The 430-nt window shown below is 52.6% G+C and carries 1 pseudogene; it reads right to left on the bottom strand.

The window, feature by feature from the left end:
- Positions 1 to 255, bottom strand: a pseudogene (locus HMPREF0044_RS08035) (DEAD/DEAH box helicase); the annotation flags it as partial.
- Between the last annotated feature and the right edge of the window lie 175 nt (positions 256 to 430).

The following is a 430-nucleotide window of genomic DNA, read 5'->3' as shown; positions in this document are numbered from 1 at the left end:
GCGGCGCTCAAAACCACGGCCACCGCGATCATCACGACGGTCGAAACCACGGTCATTACGGTTATCGCGACGATCAAACTTACGTTCACCACGACCTTCAAAACCGCCACGACCACCACGATCGTCACGGCGCTCAAACTTACGTTCACCGCGGGATTCAAAACCACGATCATCACGACGCTCTGCGCGTCCACCAAAACCGCGACGGTCACCTCGATCTTCGCGCCACTGCCTGCTAAAGCCGTTTTCAGCCATTATGCCTTCTTAATAGTTAAAGAGTTAACTCTATTTTACCCTGCCGCCTACCTCAGGGGGCATTATCTCTATCCTACAGTGTTGGGGTAAGTCAAAGACATAAGAAAAAACACGCCGTTGGTCACATTAACAACGGCGTGAGGCAAGTGCCTGTAACGCGCGAGTTTGTGTTGGC

Origin of the sequence: Gleimia coleocanis DSM 15436 (genome assembly GCF_000159015.1) — a bacterium.
Classification (GTDB): Bacteria; Actinomycetota; Actinomycetes; order Actinomycetales; family Actinomycetaceae; genus Gleimia; species Gleimia coleocanis.
This window is presented reverse-complemented; position numbering and strand designations above follow the sequence as displayed.